At 72.7% G+C, this 18,813-nt stretch carries 19 protein-coding genes; 6 read left to right on the forward strand and 13 right to left on the reverse strand.

The features are described 5' to 3' along the window. Nucleotides 1–92 precede the first annotated feature (92 nt). Both ACWCQS_RS21945 and ACWCQS_RS21950 read left to right on the forward strand, forming a co-directional pair. Complete coding sequence (locus ACWCQS_RS21945; RefSeq protein WP_451005981.1) at nucleotides 93–1,595, forward strand: APC family permease; 1,503 nt, start codon at nucleotides 93–95, stop codon at nucleotides 1,593–1,595. Between the two features lie 18 nt (nucleotides 1,596–1,613). Beyond that, a complete protein-coding gene (locus ACWCQS_RS21950; protein ID WP_451005982.1) occupies nucleotides 1,614–3,239 on the forward strand; it encodes an amidohydrolase in 1,626 nt (541 codons plus the stop codon). A 4-nt stretch (nucleotides 3,240–3,243) separates the two neighbouring features. Here ACWCQS_RS21950 and ACWCQS_RS21955 read toward each other — a convergent pair whose 3' ends face one another. Together ACWCQS_RS21955 and ACWCQS_RS21960 are read right to left on the reverse strand one after the other, a co-directional pair. Further along, nucleotides 3,244–4,080: a hypothetical protein gene (locus tag ACWCQS_RS21955; protein ID WP_451005983.1), complete on the reverse strand. Its 837-nt coding sequence runs from the start codon at nucleotides 4,078–4,080 to the stop codon at nucleotides 3,244–3,246. A 61-nt stretch (nucleotides 4,081–4,141) separates the two neighbouring features. Next, on the reverse strand, nucleotides 4,142–5,110 hold the full coding sequence (locus ACWCQS_RS21960; RefSeq protein ID WP_451005984.1) for a GlxA family transcriptional regulator: 969 nt from the start codon (nucleotides 5,108–5,110) through the stop codon (nucleotides 4,142–4,144). 72 nt (nucleotides 5,111–5,182) lie between these two features. Between ACWCQS_RS21960 and ACWCQS_RS21965 the strand changes: the two genes are divergently transcribed. After that, complete coding sequence (locus ACWCQS_RS21965) at nucleotides 5,183–6,133, forward strand: NADP-dependent oxidoreductase (protein ID WP_451005985.1); 951 nt, start codon at nucleotides 5,183–5,185, stop codon at nucleotides 6,131–6,133. Between the two features lie 153 nt (nucleotides 6,134–6,286). Then, nucleotides 6,287–6,661: an anti-sigma factor antagonist gene (locus tag ACWCQS_RS21970; protein ID WP_451005986.1), complete on the forward strand. Its 375-nt coding sequence runs from the start codon at nucleotides 6,287–6,289 to the stop codon at nucleotides 6,659–6,661. Here the strand turns inward: ACWCQS_RS21970 and ACWCQS_RS21975 are convergent. From ACWCQS_RS21975 to ACWCQS_RS22010, 8 genes are all read right to left on the reverse strand, one after another. Next, nucleotides 6,636–7,583, reverse strand: a complete 948-nt coding sequence (locus tag ACWCQS_RS21975; protein WP_451005987.1) for a ribose-phosphate diphosphokinase — start codon at nucleotides 7,581–7,583, stop codon at nucleotides 6,636–6,638. The two genes, ACWCQS_RS21970 and ACWCQS_RS21975, sit on opposite strands and share 26 nt — an antisense overlap. A 40-nt stretch (nucleotides 7,584–7,623) precedes the next feature. Next, a complete protein-coding gene (locus ACWCQS_RS21980; protein WP_451005988.1) occupies nucleotides 7,624–9,846 on the reverse strand; it encodes an ArnT family glycosyltransferase in 2,223 nt (740 codons plus the stop codon). A 188-nt stretch (nucleotides 9,847–10,034) separates the two neighbouring features. Beyond that, nucleotides 10,035–11,807 (reverse strand): complex I subunit 5 family protein, encoded by a 1,773-nt coding sequence (locus ACWCQS_RS21985; protein ID WP_451005989.1) that lies wholly within the window; start codon nucleotides 11,805–11,807, stop codon nucleotides 10,035–10,037. After that, nucleotides 11,807–12,154: a sodium:proton antiporter gene (locus ACWCQS_RS21990; protein ID WP_388625950.1), complete on the reverse strand. Its 348-nt coding sequence runs from the start codon at nucleotides 12,152–12,154 to the stop codon at nucleotides 11,807–11,809. Before ACWCQS_RS21990 ends, ACWCQS_RS21985 begins: the two co-directional genes overlap by 1 nt. An 8-nt stretch (nucleotides 12,155–12,162) precedes the next feature. Then, nucleotides 12,163–12,900 (reverse strand): MnhB domain-containing protein, encoded by a 738-nt coding sequence (locus ACWCQS_RS21995; RefSeq protein WP_451005990.1) that lies wholly within the window; start codon nucleotides 12,898–12,900, stop codon nucleotides 12,163–12,165. After that, a complete protein-coding gene (locus tag ACWCQS_RS22000) occupies nucleotides 12,897–13,160 on the reverse strand; it encodes a Na(+)/H(+) antiporter subunit B (RefSeq protein WP_388625254.1) in 264 nt (87 codons plus the stop codon). Before ACWCQS_RS22000 ends, ACWCQS_RS21995 begins: the two co-directional genes overlap by 4 nt. A 302-nt stretch (nucleotides 13,161–13,462) precedes the next feature. Then, the gene (locus ACWCQS_RS22005) at nucleotides 13,463–13,915 is read right to left on the reverse strand and encodes an MrpF/PhaF family protein (protein WP_451005991.1); all 453 of its coding nucleotides are present in this window, start codon (nucleotides 13,913–13,915) and stop codon (nucleotides 13,463–13,465) included. After that, complete coding sequence (locus ACWCQS_RS22010; protein ID WP_451005992.1) at nucleotides 13,912–14,106, reverse strand: hypothetical protein; 195 nt, start codon at nucleotides 14,104–14,106, stop codon at nucleotides 13,912–13,914. Before ACWCQS_RS22010 ends, ACWCQS_RS22005 begins: the two co-directional genes overlap by 4 nt. Before the next feature lie 266 nt (nucleotides 14,107–14,372). Here ACWCQS_RS22010 and ACWCQS_RS22015 point away from each other — a divergent pair, with 266 nt between their 5' ends. Continuing rightward, the gene (locus tag ACWCQS_RS22015; RefSeq protein WP_451005993.1) at nucleotides 14,373–15,608 is read left to right on the forward strand and encodes an RICIN domain-containing protein; all 1,236 of its coding nucleotides are present in this window, start codon (nucleotides 14,373–14,375) and stop codon (nucleotides 15,606–15,608) included. Between the two features lie 12 nt (nucleotides 15,609–15,620). Here ACWCQS_RS22015 and ACWCQS_RS22020 read toward each other — a convergent pair whose 3' ends face one another. The 3 genes from ACWCQS_RS22020 to ACWCQS_RS22030 all read right to left on the reverse strand — a co-directional run bounded on the left by ACWCQS_RS22020 (nucleotide 15,621) and on the right by ACWCQS_RS22030 (nucleotide 17,562). After that, nucleotides 15,621–15,866 carry a hypothetical protein gene (locus ACWCQS_RS22020; RefSeq protein WP_388625243.1) on the reverse strand — a complete coding sequence of 82 codons (246 nt, stop codon included), beginning with the start codon at nucleotides 15,864–15,866 and terminating at the stop codon, nucleotides 15,621–15,623. 149 nt (nucleotides 15,867–16,015) lie between these two features. Beyond that, entirely contained in the window at nucleotides 16,016–16,684 is a 669-nt protein-coding gene (locus ACWCQS_RS22025) for a hypothetical protein (RefSeq protein WP_451005994.1), read from the reverse strand. 89 nt (nucleotides 16,685–16,773) lie between these two features. Then, nucleotides 16,774–17,562: an SDR family oxidoreductase gene (locus ACWCQS_RS22030; protein ID WP_451005995.1), complete on the reverse strand. Its 789-nt coding sequence runs from the start codon at nucleotides 17,560–17,562 to the stop codon at nucleotides 16,774–16,776. Between the two features lie 161 nt (nucleotides 17,563–17,723). Between ACWCQS_RS22030 and ACWCQS_RS22035 the strand changes: the two genes are divergently transcribed. Beyond that, nucleotides 17,724–18,767, forward strand: coding sequence for a PHP domain-containing protein (locus tag ACWCQS_RS22035; protein ID WP_451005996.1), 1,044 nt, complete (start codon nucleotides 17,724–17,726; stop codon nucleotides 18,765–18,767). Nucleotides 18,768–18,813: the final 46 nt, after the last annotated feature.

Raw genomic sequence — 18,813 nt, forward strand, 5'->3', positions numbered from 1 at the left:
GACAACACCGTTGACCTGTTAAGTGCCCCGGCAGTTTCATTTCCGGTCACCGGGGCCGTCCGGGGCCCCGCGGTGCGAGCGGAGAACCGGCCATGAGCGACAGACCCTTCGGAGTGGATCCCCCCGCGCGGCCCGAGCTGCGCAGGTCCCTGAGCGTGGTGGACGGTGTCGCCGTCGCCGCGTCCAGTACGGCCGCCACGACCAGCATCGGCATCGGGCTCGGGGTGACCGCGGGCGTGGTCGGCCCGCATCTGCCGGCCATCATGCTGCTGGCTTTCCTGCCCGTCCTCGGTATCGCCGGGGCCTATTCGCGGCTGAACCGGGTGGAGCCGAACGCGGGCAACGGCTATGTGTGGGTGGGCCGTTCGCTCAGCCCCTGGCTCGGATTCATGGTGGGCTGGGTGAACGTCGTGGCGAGCGTGGCGTTCCTCGCCTACACGACGGCGGTGACCGGTTCGGCGCTGCTGCAGCTCGCCGGTGAGGCCGGGCTGCACCGGATCGGGTCCCTCGGTCTCGATCCGGGCTCGACCGCGCAGACGACGGCGCTGGGGATCGTCGTCCTGGTCGCCGTCACCCTGACCGCCGTGACCGGTGTCCGCACGGCGGCGCGGCTGCAGACCGGGCTGCTGGTCTTCGAGTACCTGGTCCTGCTGGGCTTCTGCGGCTACGGCGTCGTCACCGGGCCGCACTCCTTCAGCCTCTCCTGGTTCGACCCCTTCGCGATCCCCTCGGCGACCGCGCTGGCGCAGGGCCTGCTGCTGTCGGTGTTCTGCTACTGGGGGTTCGAGGCGGCGTTCACCGTCAACGAGGAGGTACGGGACCCCGGGGACGCCTCCCGGGCCGGGACCATCACCCTGGTGACGATGCTCGGGCTGTTCCTGCTGGGTTCGGTCGCCTTCCAACGGGTGCTGTCACAGGGCCAGTTGGCTGGTCATGGCGCGCAGGGGCTCGCGTACTACGGGGACCGGCTGGCCGACCAGCCGCTGGCCGCGCTGCCGCTCGTCGCCCTGATGTTCTCGGCGGTGGCCTCGCTGCAGGCGGGGGTCATCCCGACCGCGCGCGGGACGTTCGCGATGAGCCGGGACCGTACCCTCGGTCCGGTGTGGTCCAAGGTCAGCGCCCGGTACGGGACTCCGGCGGCCGGGACACTGCTGATCGGGGCGCTGGCCGTCGTCGTGGCGGCGGCCGCGCTGGTGATCCCCCGCCTCGCCGACATGATCGACGCGATCGTGAACGCCGTCGGCATCGTCGTCGCCCTGTCCTACGCGCTCACCGCGCTGGCAGCCGCCGTACGCTTCCGCGCCATGCTGCGCGAGGACTGGCGGCAGGGCGTGCGAGCGGTGCTGCTGCCCGCGCTCAGCGCGCTGGCCCTGCTGGGCCTCGGCGGCTATCTGGGCTGGTCCTTCTACACCTCCGCCGACCATCTCGAACTCCGCGCGGACAACGGCTGGTTCCTGCTGCTGATGCCGGTCGCGATGATCGTGTCCGGGTTCGCGGTGGCCGCGTGGGCCAAGTGGGTGCGCAGATCACCGTACTTCCGTACCGGGGCCGGCACCGACGCCGACGCGCCCGAGCTGCTCACCACCTCCAACTGACCTGTCAGGAAGGGCATCATGCACGCTGACCTCCTCTTCACCGGCGGCCCCGTCCTCACCCCGGACGGCCGTACGGCAACCGCCGTGGCCGTCACCGGGGACCGGATCACCGCCGTCGGGGACGACGAGCTGCGCGACCTCACCGGGCCGCGCACGGAAGTGGTCGACCTCGCCGGACGGCTGCTGCTCCCCGGCTTCCAGGACGCGCATGTCCATCCGGTGCCGGCGGGACTGGAGCTGGCCCAGTGCGATCTGTCGGGCCGGGCGACGGCCGAGGAGACCGTGGCCGCCGTACGGGCGTACGCCGAGGCCCATCCCGAGCGGGAGTGGATCCTCGGCGGCGGCTGGTCGATGGAGGCGTTCGCGGGCGGAACGCCGACGAAGGAGCTGCTGGACGCGGTGGTACCGGACCGGCCGGTGTATCTGCCCAACCGGGACCACCACGGTGCCTGGGTCAACAGCCGGGCGCTGGAGCTGGCCGGGGTCGACTGGCACACGCCCGACCCGGCCGACGGGCGGATCGAGCGGGACGCCTCCGGAGCGCCCAGCGGCACGCTCCAGGAGGGTGCCATGCAGCTCGTCGGCCGGCTCACCCCGCCCGCCACTCCGGCCGACCGGCTGGCCGCCCTGCTGCACGCCCAGCGGCATCTGCACGCGCTCGGCATCACCGCCTGGCAGGACGCGCTGGTCGGTGACTTCCTCGGCATGGACGACCCGGCCGAGGCGTATCGCGCGGCGGCGCGGGACGGCTCGCTCACCGCGCGGGTGCGGGGCGCGCTGTGGTGGGACCGGGACCGCGGGGCCGAGCAGATCCCCGAACTCGTCGAGAAACGTGCCGCGTTGAGCCACGGCCGGTTCCGGGCGGGCTCGGTGAAGCTGATGCTGGACGGGGTCGCCGAGAACGGCACGGCCGCGCTGCTCGACCCCTATCTGGACCGGTGCGGGTGCGCGACCGCCAACCGCGGCAAGAGCTTCCTCGACCCGGAGCAACTTCCCAAGTTCGTCACGGAGTTGGATGCCCTGGGCTTTCAGTGCCACTTCCACGCGCTGGGCGACCGGGCCGTTCGCGACGCGCTGGACGCGATCGAGGCGGCCCGCACCGCGAACGGGCCGAGCGACACCCGGCCGCATCTCGCGCACCTCCAGGTCGTGCATCCGGACGACGTGCCCCGCTTCGCCCGGCTCGGCGCCACCGCGAACATCCAGCCGCTGTGGGCCGCGCACGAGCCGCAGATGGACGAGCTGACGATCCCCTTCCTCGGGCCCGAACGGGCCGCCTGGCAGTACCCGTTCGGCGCGCTGCTACGCTCGGGAGCGCGGCTCGCGGCGGGCAGCGACTGGCCGGTGAGCAGCCCCGATCCGCTCCAGGGCATCCATGTGGCGGTCAACCGGGTCGAACCGGGCGGCACCGGCCCGGTGTTCCTGCCTCAGGAACGGCTCGGCCTCGCGGACGCGCTGACGGCGTACACGGCCGGGTCCGCCCATGTGAACCATCTGGACGACACCGGCCGGGTGGCCGTCGGCGCGCTCGCCGATCTGGTGGTGCTGGACCGCGATCCGTTCGCCGGGCCGCCGGAGGCGATCACGGAGACGGCCGTGGCGCTCACCTATGTGGGCGGGGAGCGGGTGTACGCGGCTGGGTGACGGCTCACTTGCAGCCCACGCCCTGCTTCAGCCGGGGCCAGGCCTCGGCTCCGCCGGGGGTGCGGACGTAGGCGGTCGCCTCGTCGTCCGTGAGCCACAGCCGCCAGTGGCGGTAGCGGTAGCCGGTGTCGTGGGCGGCGGCGGGGACCCGGACGTGGGCGCGGTACGGCGCGGTGAGCAGGCCGGCGCCGAGCACGCCCTCGGGGTCGCGGACGTAGGTCGCGCCGTGCAGGTCGAGGAAGTGGGCGGACCGCCAGCCGCAGTGTTCGGGGCCGGGCGAGCTGGTGAGTCTGCTCACCGGCACCCTCCTGCCCGCGCGGTCCGTCCAGATCTCCCGGCCGCGCGTGAAACTCGCCGGGAGTTCGGCCGGGTCGCAGGCGGCGCTCGTCTCCGGGCCCCAGCCCGGCCGGCCCTGCTGGTCCCTGGCCACCACGACCGCCACCTTGGTCCGGCCGCCCACGTCGAAGGAGTACAGCACCCGGTCCTTCTCCCTGCGCTCCACCCGGTAGCCGTGGTCGGGCAGGTCCGGCCGGACCATGTCGAAGTACAGATCGAGCCCCGCCTCGGGTGTGTCGCCGCCCTCGGACGCGGCCCATCCGTCGGGTCCGGAGCCCTCGTGGATCTCCCCGTCGCACTCCAGCGCCCGGCCGGCGGCGCCGGAGGCCACGCGCAGGGCGCGCGGGCCGCTGCCGTCGAGCTCCTTGGTGGGCACGTCCAGCGGACCGTGGTACGGGTGGGCCGGAGGGGTTCCCTTCACCACCCGGTCCGGACCGCTGCCGTCGCCGCACCCCGCCGTCGCCACGGCCGCCAGTACCGTCACCGCCACCAGCCCTCTGCGCATGCCCGCCCCTCTACGTCGGTGCCATGATCCGGTTCTTCGACGCCGGGCCGGGCCGAAACGTTCAGCGGGCCTGCTGGAACGTCCGCCGGTACGCCTGCGGGGACACCCCGATCGCGGCGTGCAGGTGCTGGCGCAGCGAAGCGCCGGTGGCGAAGCCGACCTCGGCGGCGATCCGGTCCACCGGCAGGTCGCTGGACTCCAGCAGCTGCCGGGCGCGGGCGACCCGCTGCTGGATCAGCCAGCGGCCCGGGCTCAGGCCGACCTCGTCGTTGAAGCGGCGGGCGAAGGTGCGCAGGCTCATCCGGGCGTGGCCGGCGAGATCGGCGAGAGCCAGCGGCTCGTCCAGGCGCTCCAGGGCCCAGGCGCGGGTCGCGGCCGTGCTCGCCGCGCCGCTGACGGGGACCGGCTGCTCGATGTACTGGGCCTGCCCGCCGTCCCGGAACGGCGGGACGACACAGCGGCGGGCGACGGAGTTGGCCAGCTCGCTGCCGTGGTCGGTGCGGACGATGTGCAGGCAGACGTCGACGCCGGAGGCGGCCCCGGCGGAGGTGAGGATGCGGCCGTCGTCGACGAAGAGGACGTCCGGGTCGACGTCGACCTTCGGGAAGCGGCGGCGGAACACGTCGGCCACCTGCCAGTGCGTGGTCGCCCGCCGGCCGTCGAGCAGGCCGGCCTCGGCGAGCACGAACGCGGCCGTGCAGATCGAGACGATCCGGGCGTCCGGCCGGATGCGGCCGAGGGCGGCGGCGACCTCGTCCGGCAGTTCGGTGGGGATGTACGCGGGCGGCATCGAGGTGATCACCACGGTGTCCGCCGTCCCGAGGATCTCCGGGCCGTGTGCCACACCGATCGTGAAGTCGGCGTTGGTGCGCACCGGACGGCCGTCGACCGTGCACGTCAGCACCTCGTAGTGACCGTCGGCGGCACCGAAGATGCGGCTGGGGATGCCCAGCTCGAAGGGGTAGACGCCGTCGAGGGCGAGGACGACCACGCGCTCCGGGCGCCGGGTGCGCAACTGCATGTCGGGCATGGCACGATCCTATCGAAGCTTGGCAATCATGCCATTTCCCGGGCGGGCAGGGGCCCGGCAGGCTGGGTGACCATGAGCGATGTGAACACGATGCGAGCCATCGGCCAGGACGTCCTCGGCGGTCCCGAGGTCCTGAGGGAAGTACAGGTGGAACGGCCGAAGCCGGGCCCCAACCAGGTGCTGGTCCGGGTCCGGGCGGCGGGGGTCAACCCGACCGACTGGAAGCACCGGGCGACGGGCGGCTTCCTGGGCGAGCCGCCGTTCGTCCTCGGCTGGGACGTCTCCGGCGAGGTCGCCGAGACCGGGATCGGCGTGGCCGCCTTCGCGCCCGGCGACGAGGTCTTCGGCATGCTGCCCTACCCCTACGGCCATGGCGCGCACGCCGAGTATGTGATCGCCCCGGTCCGTGCCCTGGCACCCAAGCCGGCCTCGATCGACCACACCCAGGCGGGCGCCCTGCCGCTGGTGTCCCTGACCGCCTGGCAGGCGCTGACCGAACACGCGGACGTACGACCCGGGCAGCGGGTGCTGATCCACGCTGCGGCCGGCGGGGTCGGGCATGTGGCGGTGCAGATCGCGAAGGCGCGCGGTGCGTACGTGATCGGCACGGCCAGCGCCGGCAAGCACGACTTCCTGCGGGAGATCGGCGTGGACGAGCCGGTCGACTACCGGACGACCGATGTCACCGAGGCGGTACGGGACGTCGACGTGGTCCTGGACACGCTCGGCGGGGACACCTCCGTCGAGTCGCTGAAGGTGCTGCGGCCGGGCGGTGTCGTGGTGTCGATCCTGCCGGTGGGTTCGCGGGAGTTCTACGACGAGGCCGAGCGGCTCGGCGTACGGGCGGTGCGCATGCTGGTGGACGCCGACCGGACCGGGATGGAGACGATCGCGGAGCTGGTGGAGTCCGGAAAGCTCAAGGCGACGATCGCCGGGACGTTCCCGCTGGCCGAGGCGGCGAAGGCGCACGAAGTGGGCGACACCGGACGGACGGCGGGGAAGCTGGTCCTTCTGGTCGACTGAGCGGCAACACCGGTCGGACCGACCAGGGTTACCGGGCGACACGCTTCAAACTCGAAGACATATGTCAACCGAACATGCTCAAATTCCTTCCATCGAGGGTAACTTGACGATCGGGAGACCGTCGTCCGGGCGCGGGTGGGAGGTGATGCCGTCGTGGGAGACGAGCCTGTACCACTCACCGGTCACCTCCGTGTGTACGAACACCGGGCGCACACGGTGCTGGAGTTGCGGGGCGAGATCGACCTGCTCTCGGCGACCGAGATCGGCCCCGCGCTGGACCGGGTCACCGGCCGGCCCGGGGCACGGGTCGTCATCGACCTGCGGTCGGTGGAGTTCTTCGACTGCTCGGGGCTGCGGCTGCTGTACCGGGCGCGCGCCCGGGTGCTGGACGGCGGCGGGCAGGTCCACCTGGTGTGCACGCATCCGCTGACCCTGCGCGTCTTCCGGGTCACGGGTCTGTCCCGGCTGCTGCCACCGCACCCGACGCTGGACGCGGCGCTGGCTACGACTGCTCGAACAGGGCGCTGACCGATTCACCGTTGTGGATGCGCCGTACCGCCTCGGCGAGGGCCGGGGCGATGGAGAGCACGCGCAGCTTGTCGGTGTGCTCCTCCTCCTCAGGGAGCGGCACGGTGTTGGTGCAGACGATCTCCAGCACGTCCGGCTGATCGCTGAGCCGTTTCAGCGCACCCGCCGCGAACAGCCCGTGCGTGCATGCCACCCGGATCGTCCGCGCGCCCAACTCCCGCAGCCGGGACAGGAGTTCCACCACGGTGCTGCCCTTGGCGATCTCGTCGTCCAGCACGATGACGTCCCGGTCGGTGACATCCCCGATGACGGAGCTGATGCTCACCCGGTCGTCCGCGAACCGCTGTTTGGCGCCGGCCGCCACCGGAGCCCCGATCAGCCGGGCGAAGGCGGCGGCCTCCTTGGCGTTGCCGAGATCCGGCGAGACGACCGTGGTGCGGGTCAGGTCGTACCGCCGGAAGTGCGCGGCGAGTTCGCGCAGCGCGTTCAGATGGTCGACCGGCACCGAGAAGAAGCCGTGCACCTGCGGGGAGTGCAGGGTCATGGCGAGCACCCGGCCCGCGCCGGCCGCCACCAGCAGATCGGCGACCAGCCGGCCGCCGATCGAGATGCGCGGCGCGTCCTTCTTGTCGGAGCGGGCGTAGGAGTAGTGCGGCATGACGACGGTGATCCGGGCCGCGGAGGCGCCCCGGGCGGCGTCGCACATCAGCAGCAGCTCCACCAGGTGCTCCTGCACCGGCCGGACCAGCGGCTGGATCAGGAAGACGTCCCGCTCCCGGCAGTTGGCCTGGAGCTGCACCCCCAGACAGTCGTTGGCGAACCGGCTGATCCGGGTGGGGCTGAGCGGCACGCCGAGGTGCGCGCAGACCTCGTGGGCCAGGTCGGGATGGGCACTGCCGCTGAAGACGGCGATGTCTCGCATGATCCGCTCCTCGCCCGATCACTGCAGGACCGGGATCATGCTACCGACCGGGGCCGCACCGGTAGAGGGTCTGGACGGTGGCCGTCCGCGCGTCGCTCAGAGGCGTCGTCCCGCCGTAGGCCGCGGCCGGCACCTCGGTGCAGGCGGACCGAACCCAGGTGGTGATCTGCGCGACGGCCGTCTTCCCGGTGCGTGGGGAAGCGGGCCCGATGCCGCGGCCTCCGCCCAGCAGCACGTAGTGCACCTCGCCGGCGTCGACCAGCCGCCGGAACTGCGCCTGGGTGGGAAACGGCACACGGCCGCTGAACCCGCCGAGCGGCAGGACGCGGGCGCCGGTCGCCAGGATGTACGGCGACGCGGTGCTCCAGCTGCTGGTGGCGAACGCGTAGGTGGCGGAGCCCTGGTGCGCTCGGGTGTAGTCGAGCACCCGGCGCTGGTCGGCGGTCAGTGAGCTGCCGCCGTCGCCGCCGCGGCCGGGGGAGCCGCCCCAGTCGCCGAACCCGGTCCGGCCCGGGCCGCGCGCGCCGCCGCGGGCCGGCCGCCCAGGCATCGGGCCGCCGGCCCAGGCGGCCTGGCCGAACCGCCCCGGCCCCGGTCGCCCCGCTCCGAAGCCACGGCTCATGGCGGACGGGCCGACGGTGCCCATGATGGAGGTGCGGTAACTCGGGTTGAAGACCTGTACGGCCCATGCACTCGGCGCGAGGAGCACGGCGGCCAGGGCGGCGGCCGGCCCGGCGAGGACGATCCGGCCCGCGGCGCTCGGCCGTCCGGGCCGGGCGAGGAGCAGCAGCGGCACGGCGGCGATGCCGAGCACGGCGACCGCGGGGGCCAGCCAGGGCAGGAACGACGGGAACCGGCCGGCGAGATACACGCTCCAGGCGGCCGTCGCCGCCACCGCGCCGGGCAGGGCCCAGGCGCGGGGCCCGCCGGCTCGCAGGGCGCGCCACATCAGCACGGTCCCGGCGCCGGTGAGCGCGGCGAGCGGTACCGCGATCACGCCCATGTAGTACGTGTGGCCGGCGACGCTTCCCGCGCTGAAGACCAGGAAGTACAGAGCGAGCCAGGTGGTCCACAGGACGTATCCGGCGCGCAGCCGGTCGGTGCGCGGCCGTCCCCGTCGCCACAGCAGTCCGCAGATCGCGGCCACCGCGGCGATCGGGTAGAACCAGCCGGTCTGGGAGGCGAGCGCCGTACCGAACATCTTCGACCAGCCGTTCTGGCCACCGCCGAAGCCGCCGGTGTCCGGCCGGCCGGCGCGCGCCCCGGCCGCGGCCGTGAGCGCCGGTCCGCGAGCGTCCCGGAGGAGCCCGGCATCCGTGCCACCCGCGCCGCCGAAGGCAAGTCCGGCGCGGGTATGCCCGCCTCCGCCGCCCTGGGTCGCGCTCACGCTGCCCGTGGAGGCCGCGCTGATGCCGAGGGCGGAGAAGCGGTTCAGGAAGTTGTAGCCGACCACCATGCTGAACGCGGAGTTGTTGGTGGTGCCATCCACATACGGCCGGTCCTTGGCCGGGGTGAGGGTGACGGCGAGCATCCACGACGCCGACACGGCGGTCACCACCAGGGCGGTCACTGCGAGGTGCCACAGGCGGCGGCTCAGCGTGAGGGGTGCCGACAGCAGGTACACCAGGGCGAGCGCCGGCAGTACGGCCCACGCCTCCAGCATCTTGGCCTGGAAGCCGAGGCCGACCCAGACGCCGGCCGCCAGCAGCGGGCGCAGCCGGCCGTCACGGGCGGCGCGCTGGGTGGCCTCGGCCGCCAGCAGCAGGCACAGCGTGAACGCGGGGTCCTCGACCGCGGTGCGGAACAACCCCACCGCCACGGGGGTCGCCAGGAAGGCCGCGCAGGCGATCAGCGCCGCGTTCACCCCGGCCCAGCGGCGCACCAGGCGGTGGAGGAGCAGCAGACTGGCCACTCCTTCCAGGACCTGAGGCAGGACCAGCGCCCAGGGATGGAATCCGAAAAGCCTCGCGGAGAGCGCCTGCGGCCACAGGAATCCCGGCAATTTGTCGAGCGTGATGGAATTCCCGGGGTCGAAAGAACCGTAGAAGAACGCCTTCCAGCTCTCCGTCATGCTGCGGGCGGCGCTCGCATAGAACGTGTGGTACTGGCTGTGGTCGATGCCCCAGCTGTAGAGAACGGCGGCGAGGGCGGTGAGGAGCAGCAGCGCCGGGCGCGCGTACGCGGGCTCGTCCGCCGGGGATCGCCAGGGCGCGCGGCGGACGGCGCCGGTGGGCGCCGTTGCGTCGAGGACGTTCGTGGCCATGCGCAGCAGTCTTCGTCAACCGCGCGCCTCGACCACCCCGTAACAACGCCCTTCAAGGAAACTCTCACCTCACCGAGGGTATTTCTTTAATCACACGACATGGAATTTGCACCGGAAAAGAGGGTTCCTTACCCGAGGCTTGATTCCGTCATGCACAGGAATCCGACAGCGTACGCACAGTCTCCCGGTCAGCCGCCGAGCACCGCCGGCAGGGCCAGTGCCCCCAGTGCCGTGGCGCCGACCAGCAGCCAGGCCACGTAGTCACCGACGTGGCCGGACTGCAGCCGGCGCAGGGGCCGTGCCCAGTCGGGGGCGGCGGTCCAGCGCGGGCGGGTCACCGCGAGGCCGGCGAGGCCGACGGCCAGCGCGGTGGAGGCGAGGCTCAGCAGGATGCCGTGCGCCGTCCACTGCGCCGAGGCCTGGGCGCCGCCCGATCCGGCCTCATTGACGGAGCGGGCCACCATGTCGCCGAATCCGGGGACCGCTCCTACGGCGAGGGCGGCGGCGAGCAGCACGGCGGGGACCGTCGTCATGGTGTCCGGGATCCGGCTCAGCGGTCCGGTCGTCTCGGGCTCCTCCTCGGATCCGCTGGTCTCCAGCTCGGTGTGGGCTTCCTCGGGGCGCGGTCCGAGGCCGAGGAACACCCGTGCGGTGACGCGCAGGACGGCGCCGGCGGTGATGGCCGAGGCGGCCACGTACACCACGGTGAGCGGCCCGCCGACCGCCTCCTCGGTGACCGCCTTGCCGAGACCCGTACCGAACGGGAACAGGCCCGCGAGGCCGAGGGCGCCCACGGCGAACATCACCGCGGTGGCGTGCAGTTCGCGGGCCCGGCCGTGCAGCGCGTGCTCGTCGACGGAGCCGTACCGGTCGAGGAGGACGCCCGCGCAGGCGAACAGCGCGGCCTTCACTCCGGCGTGCCCGAGGATGTAGAGGGCGACCCCGTCGTCGCCCTGCGGGGTGAGGATGCCGAGGCCCACGAGGAACAGGCCCGTGTGGGCGACGGTGGAGTAGGCAAGGAGCCGCTTGATGTGCCGCTGGTACCAGCACATGACGGCACCGGTCGCGGCGGTGAGCACGCCGAGGGTCACCAGGGCCCGGGTCAGGTCGGCGGCGGGGATGCCGCCGGGGCCGGCGAAGACGGTGCCGTACACCCGCCAGACGCCGTAGGCGCCGAGTTCGACCATGACCCCGGACAGCAGCATGCACACCGGGGTGGGGGCGACGGCGTGTGCGTCCGAGAGCCAGAAGTGGAAGGGCACGGCGGCCGCCTTCACCAGCAGTCCGGTCAGCACGAGCACGAAGGAGGCGAGGACCAGCGGGTCCGCTCCCCCGTGCCCCGCCGCCGTGTCGAGACCGCGCCCGATCTTCGCCATGGCCAGCTCGCCGGTGCGCGCGTACAGCAGTGCGATGCCCATCAACATGGCGTAGGCGCCGAGCGAGTTGACGACACCGAAGGTCAGCGCGCCCTGTACGGCCTTCGCGTCGTCGATGCGGTAGCCGGTGAGCGCGTACGCGGTGACGCTCATCAGCTCGAAGAAGACGAACGCGTTGAACAGGTCGCCGGCGATGGCGAACCCGCACATGGCGCCCTGGAAGACCAGCATCAGCGCGGTGAACGCGCCCGGGTGGCCGCGCGGCGGTTCGTCGAAATAGCGCCAGGAGTAGGCGAGCGCGGCCAGCGTCAGCAGGGAGACCAGCGCGGCCATGCCGAGCGAGGGCCCGTCGCCGACCACGGCGATGCCGACGCTCTCGCCGTCGACGGGCAGCCATGCGCCGACCCACTCGACCATCGGCGGCGAGGAGTTCAGCAGCAGCACCAGCGCGAGGGCGGCCGTACCGCCGGCGACCACGAAGCCGGTGACGTCGGCGGCGATCCGGGGCAGATGGCGGCCGACGGCCACCAGCAGCGCGGCGCCGAGCAGCGGGATCGCGACGAGCAGCGGGAGCAGATGGTGCATCAGCCGCGCAACTCCCGGAGTTCGTCGGGGTCGACCGTGCCGTGCCGCTTGGCGATCTGCAGGACGAGGGCGAGCAGCAGCGCGGTGGCGGTGGCGCCGACGACGATGTCGGTGAGCGTGAGCGCCTGGACGACCGGGTCGACCACCGGCCGGGAGCCGGGCTTGATGTCGGAGAAGACGGGTGCGGTGCCGCCGTCCCGGTAACCGACCGCCAGCAGCAGCACATAGGTGGCGGACTGGCAGACCGCGAGACAGCCGACGGCGTGGATGAGGTTGCGGCTGGTGGCGAGGCCGTAGCAGCCGGTCAGGAAGACGTAGGCGGCGACCAGGTAGGGAAGGACGTGCATCACGGCGGTCAACTCCCTTGCCCTTCCTCGATCTCGACGGCCTGTTCCAGGAAGTTCGCGAGCAGCACGATGATCGCGCTCGCCACCTCCATGCCGATGGCCGCGTTCAGCAGGGGAACGGTGCCGCCGGACGACAGGGTGTTGAAGGTGCCGTACGGCAGCAGCGTGTTGGCCAGGAACGCGGTGCCGGCCAGGACACCGGCGACGCCCAGCACGACGTAGGAGGAGACCGCAAGCGAGTCGGAGGCCTCGAAGACGGCGAGCGGGCGGATGCGTTCCAGCGCGTGGTAGTCGGCGCCGAGGTACAGCAGGTGCAGGGCGGTCGCGGCGACGACTCCGCCCTGGAAGCCGCCGCCGGGGCTGAGCTGGCCGTGGGCGATGACGTAGAGGCCGGTGACCAGGGCGACGGGCAGCACGATCAGCGCGTAACGGCGGACCGGGCGGGCCACCTCGGCGGGTTGCGGCTGGGCCCGGTGCTCGTCGCGGGCCTGACGCAGCAGCACCACGCAGCCGAGGACGGCGGCGAACAGGATGCTCATCTCGCCGAGGGTGTCGTAGGCGCGCTGGTCGAAGTTGACGGAGGCGATCGTGTTGGCGGTGCGCCGGGTGAGGGAGGCGTGTACGGCCCGGGTGCCGTACGGATGGCTCCGGCCGCCGAAGCCGGGCAGGTCGAGGCAGGCGGCGACGAGCAGGGCGGCCAGGCCGGCGCCGCCGAGGGCCAGCAGGGCGAGCCGCAGCCGGTTCACTTCGCACCACCGTCCTCCGCGCGACCACGGCGCCTGACCTTGCGCACGCTCAGCATGATCAGCAGCGGGGTGAGCGCGGAGCCGACGGCCAGCTGGGACAGGCCGACATCCGGGGCCTGGAGCACGGTGAACAAGGCGGCCAGCACGGACCCGAGCACGGACAGCACCAGCGCCTGGCGTGCGGGGTCGCGCTGGACGACGGCGGCGGTGGCGGAGGCGGCCATCAGCAGCAGCGCGACGACGATCACGGCATCATCCATGCCGCACCTCCGCTCGGGCCCGCCGACGGTTCGTCAGCCGCCGCGCATCCCGTCGGCCGGCGCGCGGACACCCGGACCGCCACCCCCTCCGGCGACCGCCCCACACAGCAGCCGCCACGCGCTCCTTCGCACGCTCCCGCGACCGCCCCGCGCGCGCCCCGGCCGTAGGGCATCCCCATGGACGGCCCGCGAGCGCATCGGCCGCGCAGCGCCGAGCGCCTGCCGAGCGCTGGTCCGCCGCCTCCCATCGGTGCGGACGGGGTGTGGGTGGCGCGGTCGCCCGAACGCCGGGCGGGCTTGTGTCAGCCACCTCGCACCCCCCGGAACCCGCCGGACAGCGCGCGTGAGGCGATCACGTTGCCGGCGATCAGGAGGGCGCCGATGACCAGGAGCTTCGCCATGGCGCGGCCGGGCCCGGTGGCGGCGCAGACGGCGGCCACGACCACCGCGCTCAGTGCGGCGGCGGTCCAGGTCAGTCCCCAGGCGCTCGGCCGCTCCGCTGCCAGGTCGTCGGAGAGGAGGCGGGCGAAGACGAGCGTGCCGACCGGGCCGAGCAGGGCGAGCAGCAGGGCGAGGTCGACGTAGGCCGGGCGGCCGTAGCCCTGGGAGAGCAGCAACAGAGCCGGGCACAGGGCCGAGGTGGTCATGTTCTGCGCGACGACCCGGCGGGCCGGCCCTCCGGTGGTGACGCCCCACAGGGCGGCCGCCCCTCCCCCGCCCAGTTCGACGGTCGCCGCGAGGATCCAGCCGTTCACCGCCAGGTCACCGCCCGCCGGCCGGCCCGTGCCAGCAGTGCCCCGACGGCCGCCGAGCTCCCGCCGACGACCCATTCCAGGGGGTAGACCGGTGTGATGAGCACGAGCCACAGCAGTGTCAGCGCTCCCCACCAGGCGGCGAGTTCACCGAGGGCGAGGAGGACCGTGCGGGGGGCCGTACGCCGGGTCATCGACCACCTCCTCGGTCCGCTCTGCGCGCATGCGCGGCGAAGTGTCCGGTGTGCCGCTCGGGGCATCCAAGCACCGCCGGGCCCCTACAGGGGCGGCGGCACGCGGGTCCGCAGCCGGAGTGCCCCGGGTGCGTGAACGGAAACCCGCTGTGCACCCAGAGCGCCTGATGACTCGTCAAGAACAGGTCTGCACCAAGGTATTGACGACCTCTTTTCTCACTCCTTAAATCAAGAGGCGCCTCACCCCCCACGCAGAACGGAGAGCCATGGCCTCCTCACGCATGCTCCGCAGATGTCTCCTCGCCGCGCTGTCCGCCGCGCTGGTCGGTTCCGCCGCCGTCGGTCCGGCACGGGCCCAGGCCGCGGCACCGGCGGCGGCGACCGTTACCACCTTCTCCGACAACTTCGACGGGCCCGCGGGCTCCGCGGTCGACTCCTCGAAGTGGAATCTGGAGACCGGCGACAACGTCAACAACCACGAACGGGAGTACTACACCTCGGGGACGAACAACGCGGCCCTGGACGGCCAGGGCCACCTGGTCATCACGGCCCGCAAGGAGAACCCGGCCGGTTACCAGTGCTGGTACGGCACGTGCCAGTACACCTCGGCCCGGCTGAACACCGCCGGTAAGTTCAACGCCCGGTACGGGCACGTCGAGGCACGGATGAAGATCCCCCGCGGGCAGGGCATGTGGCCGGCGTTCTGGATGCTCGGCACGCCCGTGAACTGGCCGGACTCGGGCGAGATCGACGTGATGGAGAACGTCGGCTTCGAACCCTCGACCGTGCACGGCACCATCCACGGCCCCGGCTACTCCGGCTCCGGCGGCATCGGCGCGGCCTACAGCCTGCCGAACGGACAGGCCTTCGCGGACGCCTTCCACACCTTCGCCGTCGACTGGTCACCCGGCTCGATCACCTGGTCCGTGGACGGCAATGTCTACGAACGCCGCACGCCGGCCGACCTGGGCCGAAAGACCTGGGTGTTCGACAACAAGCCGTTCTTCCTGATTCTGAACCTGGCCGTCGGCGGCTACTGGCCCGGCGACCCGGACTCGAGCACCCAGTTCCCGCAGCAACTGGTGGTGGACTCGGTGTCGGTGACGACGAGTGACAGCGCGGCCGGGGTGCCGATACGCGGTCTGGCCGGCAAGTGCGTGGACGTGGCGGGCGCGAACTCGGCGAACGGCACACCGGTGCGGCTCTACGACTGCAACGGCACGGCCGCGCAACAGTGGACGGTCGGCTCGGACGGCACGATCCGGGCGCTCGGCAAGTGCCTGGACGTCACGGGCAACGGCACCGCGGACGGCTCGACCGTCCAGCTGTGGGACTGCACCGGCGGCCCGAACCAGGAGTGGACCGTCACCGGAGCGCACGACATCGTCAACCCGCAGGCGAACAAATGCCTCGACGTGACCGGGAACAACTCGGCCAACGGCACCCGCCTGCAGATCTGGACGTGCACGGGCGGAGCCAACCAGAAGTGGACGGTCGGCTGAGCCGCGCGCCGCTCAGTGCAGCGTCCAGGTGTACTTGCCACCACCGACCCAGCGGACCACATCGGGGTCGTCCAGGTCGTGGATGGTGATGCCGTACGAGGCGGCGGCCTCCAGTACGTCGGTGACGGTCCTGGCCTCACCGATGACCTGACCGTCGATCTCCATGATCCTGAAAGGCGGCTCGCCGGGCTTGCCCGGGCACACTCCGTGCACCAGGACCCGTGGATGGGAGATGTAGGGGGCTCCTTGTTCGGTCATGCAATTCAGCGTAGAACGCTTCGCGCGCCGACGAGTCATCCGCCGCAGCCGTCCAGAAGATCGAGAACCGCCGCCTCGACCGCCCCTTGGGTGGCCGGGCGCCCGAAGTCCCCGCGCTCCCCCAGCCGGGTGAGCACGGGGGGCGATGGTCACGTTGTCCTCGAACAGTCGAAGACGGCCGGGGCGATGGCGGAGGACCGGCACACCGCCGGGGTGTTGCCCAGGTAGTGGCTGACCTCGCGGACCGCACGGGTGATCTGCCGGCGCCGGGCGGTGCGGGTCGCCCGGCCGCTCTCGGCGGCCACGGCGACCGCCACGGCGGCGTGCCAGGTACGGAGGTCCTTGGCGGTGACATCGGTGCCGCTCAGCCGGAGCAGCGCCGCGCTGAGGTCGTCGTTGTGCAGGTCGTGCCAGAAACCGCGCGCGTAGTAGGCCAGGAAGCGGTCGCCTTCGCGCGGGCGCCGCAGCAGCGCCCGCGCGACGGTGCGGACCTGCTCGTCGACGAGGGCGCGGACGGTCTCCACGCCGCCCTTGGCCGGACAGCTCAAGGTGATCTCGCCTACGTCTCGCTGAAGCGGGTGTGCCGGTCGCTGCCGATGCGGAAGAAGCCGAGGTCCAGCAGGCGGACCGCGCAGGCGGTGACCCGGGTCGCTGACCTTGCCCCGCAGCTCGGGCAGGGCCCGCGCGACCTGTCGCACGTGCTCGTGCTTGGCCTTCTGCTCTTCGGCGCGGAACTGCTCGTGGTACAGGTACTGGCGTCGCCCGGCGTCGTCGGTGCCGACGGCTGGAGGTGGCCGCCCGGCCAGGGACGGATCCACACGTCATGCCAGGCGGGAGGGATGGTCAGGGCCCGGATCCCGGCGAGCTCTCCGGGATCGGTGAGGGGCCGGCCCGCAGGCGCATGGTCTCAGGACCGGCACCATTCGTCGCCGGTCAGATGGGAGCCGGCCTGCGGGCCCATCCGGAGCATGCCGCCGTCGACGCTCCAGGAGGCGCCGGTGACGTACGAGGCGTCCGGGCTCGCCAGGAAGGCGATGACGGCGGCGACCTCCCGGGCGTCGCCGCGCCGCCCGGGCGGCACGCCGGGCCGCCGCTCGGTGTGCACATCGGTGTCCTCCTGGCCGGTCATCGGGGTGGCGATCTCGCCCGGCGCGACCGCGTTCACGGTGATGCCGTACTCGGCGAGCTCCAGCGCCATGACCTGCGTGAGCAGCCCGAGCCCGCCCTTGGCCGCGCAGTACGGTGCCGCGCCGACCCGGGGCTGGTGTTCGTGGACGGAGGTGACATTGACGATCCGGCCGCCGTCGCCCTGCCGGATCATGTGCCGGGCCGCGTGCTGCCCGCACAGGAACGGGCCGACGAGGTCGACGTCCAGGACCCGGCGCACGTCCGCGAGGGTCAGGTCGAGGAACGGGGTCATGACACCTGTCCCGGCGTTGTTGACCAGGACGTCCAGACGGCCCAGTTCGGCGCACAGCTCGTCCACGGTGTCGGCGGCCTCGGGCAGCCGGGTGAGGTCCAGCCGGGCGACGGCGGCGCGGCGGCCCTTGCCGCGGACCTCCTCCGCCGTGCCCTCGGCGCCCTGCTCGTCGGTGTGCCAGGTGATGCCGATGTCCAGGCCCGCCTCGGCCAGGCGTACGGCGGTGGCTCGGCCGATTCCGGAGTCCGCGCCGGTGACGATCGCTGCGCGGGGCATGGGCGGCCTCCTCGGCTTGCGTGGGCATCGCAGTACCCGTGCGTCGGGTGGGCAAACGGGTTTCGGCTGCGTGGTGGGACGCCGTCGCGGTCTGCGGTGCGTTGTCGCTTGTCGCGCAGTTCCCCGCGCCACTGACCGGCATCCGTCGCACCCTGGGTTGCATGGAACCCGTGGCCGCCCTCGACCGGATCGCGTTTCTGCTGGAGCGGGCCTTGGCTCCCACCTATCGGGTGAAGGCCTTTCGGACTGCCTCCCGGACGCTGGCCGCGCTGCCCGCGGACGAGGTTTCCGAGCGGGCCGAGGCCGGGACCCTGGAGGCGCTCAAAGGGGTCGGGCCCAAGACCGCGCAGGTGGTGCGGGAGGCGTTGGCCGGGGAGGTGCCCGGGTATCTGCGGAAGCTGGAGGAGGAGGCCGGGGTGTCGGTCGGGGCGGACGGCGCCGGGGCGGAGTTGCGGGCGCTGGTGCGCGGGGACTGTCACACCCATTCGGACTGGTCCGACGGGGGCAGCCCGATCGAGGAGATGGGGCGGGCGGCGTCCGGGCTCGGGCACGAGTGGACCGCTCTCACCGATCACTCCCCCCGGCTGACCGTGGCCCGCGGACTGTCGCCGGAGCGGTTGCGCGAGCAGCTGGCGGTGGTGGCGGAGCTGAACGCCCGCTGGGCGCCGTTCCGGCTGCTCACCGGCATCGAGTGCGACATCCTCGAGGACGGCTCGCTGGACCAGGAGCCGGAGCTGCTTCAGCGGCTCGACGTGGTCGTGGTGTCGGTGCACTCCAAGCTGCGGATGGACGCCCGGTCGATGACCCGCCGGATGGTGGCCGCCGTGCGCAATCCGCACGCCGATGTGCTCGGGCACTGCACGGGGCGGCTGGTGACGGGCCGGGGTCGGCCGGAGTCGGAGTTCGACGCGGACGCGGTGTTCGCCGCCTGTGCCGAGTCCGGTACGGCCGTGGAGATCAACAGCCGTCCCGAGCGGCTGGACCCGCCCCGCCGGCTGCTGCGCCGGGCCGTGGACGCGGGGGTGCTGTTCTCCGTCGACACCGATGCGCACGCACCCGGCCAGCTCGACTGGCAGATCCTCGGCTGCGCCCGGGCCGAGGAGTGCGGCGTGCCCGCCGAGCGGGTGGTGACCACCTGGTCCGCCGACGAGCTGCTGGCCTGGACCCGGGAGGGCCGGATCCCGGCCCGCGCGGCGGGTTCCTGATCCGGGCGGCGTGGTACCCGGCGTGCCGCGGGAGCAGCGAGAACCA

It is taken from the genome of Streptomyces sp. NPDC002076, assembly GCF_053593835.1.

Coding starts and splice junctions, on each gene's coding strand:
- ACWCQS_RS21950 (WP_451005982.1), top strand. CDS start 1,614: ATGCACGCTGACCTCCTCTTCACCGGCGGCCCCGTCCTCACCCCGGAC.
- ACWCQS_RS21990 (WP_388625950.1), bottom strand. CDS start 12,154: ATGCACGTCCTTCCCTACCTGGTCGCCGCCTACGTCTTCCTGACCGGC.
- ACWCQS_RS21985 (WP_451005989.1), bottom strand. CDS start 11,807: ATGCACCATCTGCTCCCGCTGCTCGTCGCGATCCCGCTGCTCGGCGCC.
- ACWCQS_RS21945 (WP_451005981.1), top strand. CDS start 93: ATGAGCGACAGACCCTTCGGAGTGGATCCCCCCGCGCGGCCCGAGCTG.
- ACWCQS_RS21955 (WP_451005983.1), bottom strand. CDS start 4,080: ATGCGCAGAGGGCTGGTGGCGGTGACGGTACTGGCGGCCGTGGCGACG.
- ACWCQS_RS22010 (WP_451005992.1), bottom strand. CDS start 14,106: ATGACCCGGCGTACGGCCCCCCGCACGGTCCTCCTCGCCCTCGGTGAA.
- ACWCQS_RS21960 (WP_451005984.1), bottom strand. CDS start 5,110: ATGCCCGACATGCAGTTGCGCACCCGGCGCCCGGAGCGCGTGGTCGTC.
- ACWCQS_RS22020 (WP_388625243.1), bottom strand. CDS start 15,866: ATGACCGAACAAGGAGCCCCCTACATCTCCCATCCACGGGTCCTGGTG.
- ACWCQS_RS21980 (WP_451005988.1), bottom strand. CDS start 9,846: ATGGCCACGAACGTCCTCGACGCAACGGCGCCCACCGGCGCCGTCCGC.
- ACWCQS_RS21975 (WP_451005987.1), bottom strand. CDS start 7,583: ATGCGAGACATCGCCGTCTTCAGCGGCAGTGCCCATCCCGACCTGGCC.
- ACWCQS_RS22000 (WP_388625254.1), bottom strand. CDS start 13,160: ATGGATGATGCCGTGATCGTCGTCGCGCTGCTGCTGATGGCCGCCTCC.
- ACWCQS_RS22035 (WP_451005996.1), top strand. CDS start 17,724: ATGGAACCCGTGGCCGCCCTCGACCGGATCGCGTTTCTGCTGGAGCGG.
- ACWCQS_RS22030 (WP_451005995.1), bottom strand. CDS start 17,562: ATGCCCCGCGCAGCGATCGTCACCGGCGCGGACTCCGGAATCGGCCGA.
- ACWCQS_RS21965 (WP_451005985.1), top strand. CDS start 5,183: ATGAGCGATGTGAACACGATGCGAGCCATCGGCCAGGACGTCCTCGGC.
- ACWCQS_RS22015 (WP_451005993.1), top strand. CDS start 14,373: ATGGCCTCCTCACGCATGCTCCGCAGATGTCTCCTCGCCGCGCTGTCC.